1 protein-coding gene is annotated in these 257 nt (G+C 46.3%); it reads left to right on the top strand.

Annotated elements, in window-relative coordinates:
* On the top strand, positions 1-257 hold a 257-nt coding region (locus RYX56_RS23635; RefSeq protein ID WP_317124289.1), incomplete at both ends, for an aldehyde dehydrogenase family protein.

Raw genomic sequence — 257 nt, 5'->3', positions numbered from 1 at the left:
AGGTAATCCGCTGGACCCAGCAACAGATGTAGGGCCAATTATTTCAAAAAAACAAAAGGAAACCATCCTTGGCTATATTGAAGCTGGGAAACAAGAAGGAGCAACACTTGTTTGTGGCGGTAAGGAAGCGAAGGTGCCTGGCTGCGAGGCAGGCCACTTTATTGAACCGACGATTTTCACTAATGTCACAAATGAGATGAAGATCGCCCAAGAAGAAATCTTCGGACCTGTCCTGTCGGTGATTCGTTATTCGGATG

It is taken from the genome of Alkalihalophilus lindianensis (genome assembly GCF_032843265.1).
GTDB lineage: Bacteria > Bacillota > Bacilli > Bacillales > Bacillaceae_D > Alkalihalophilus > Alkalihalophilus lindianensis.
Note: the sequence above shows the minus strand (reverse complement) of the source record. Positions and strands in the feature narration are given on the sequence as shown.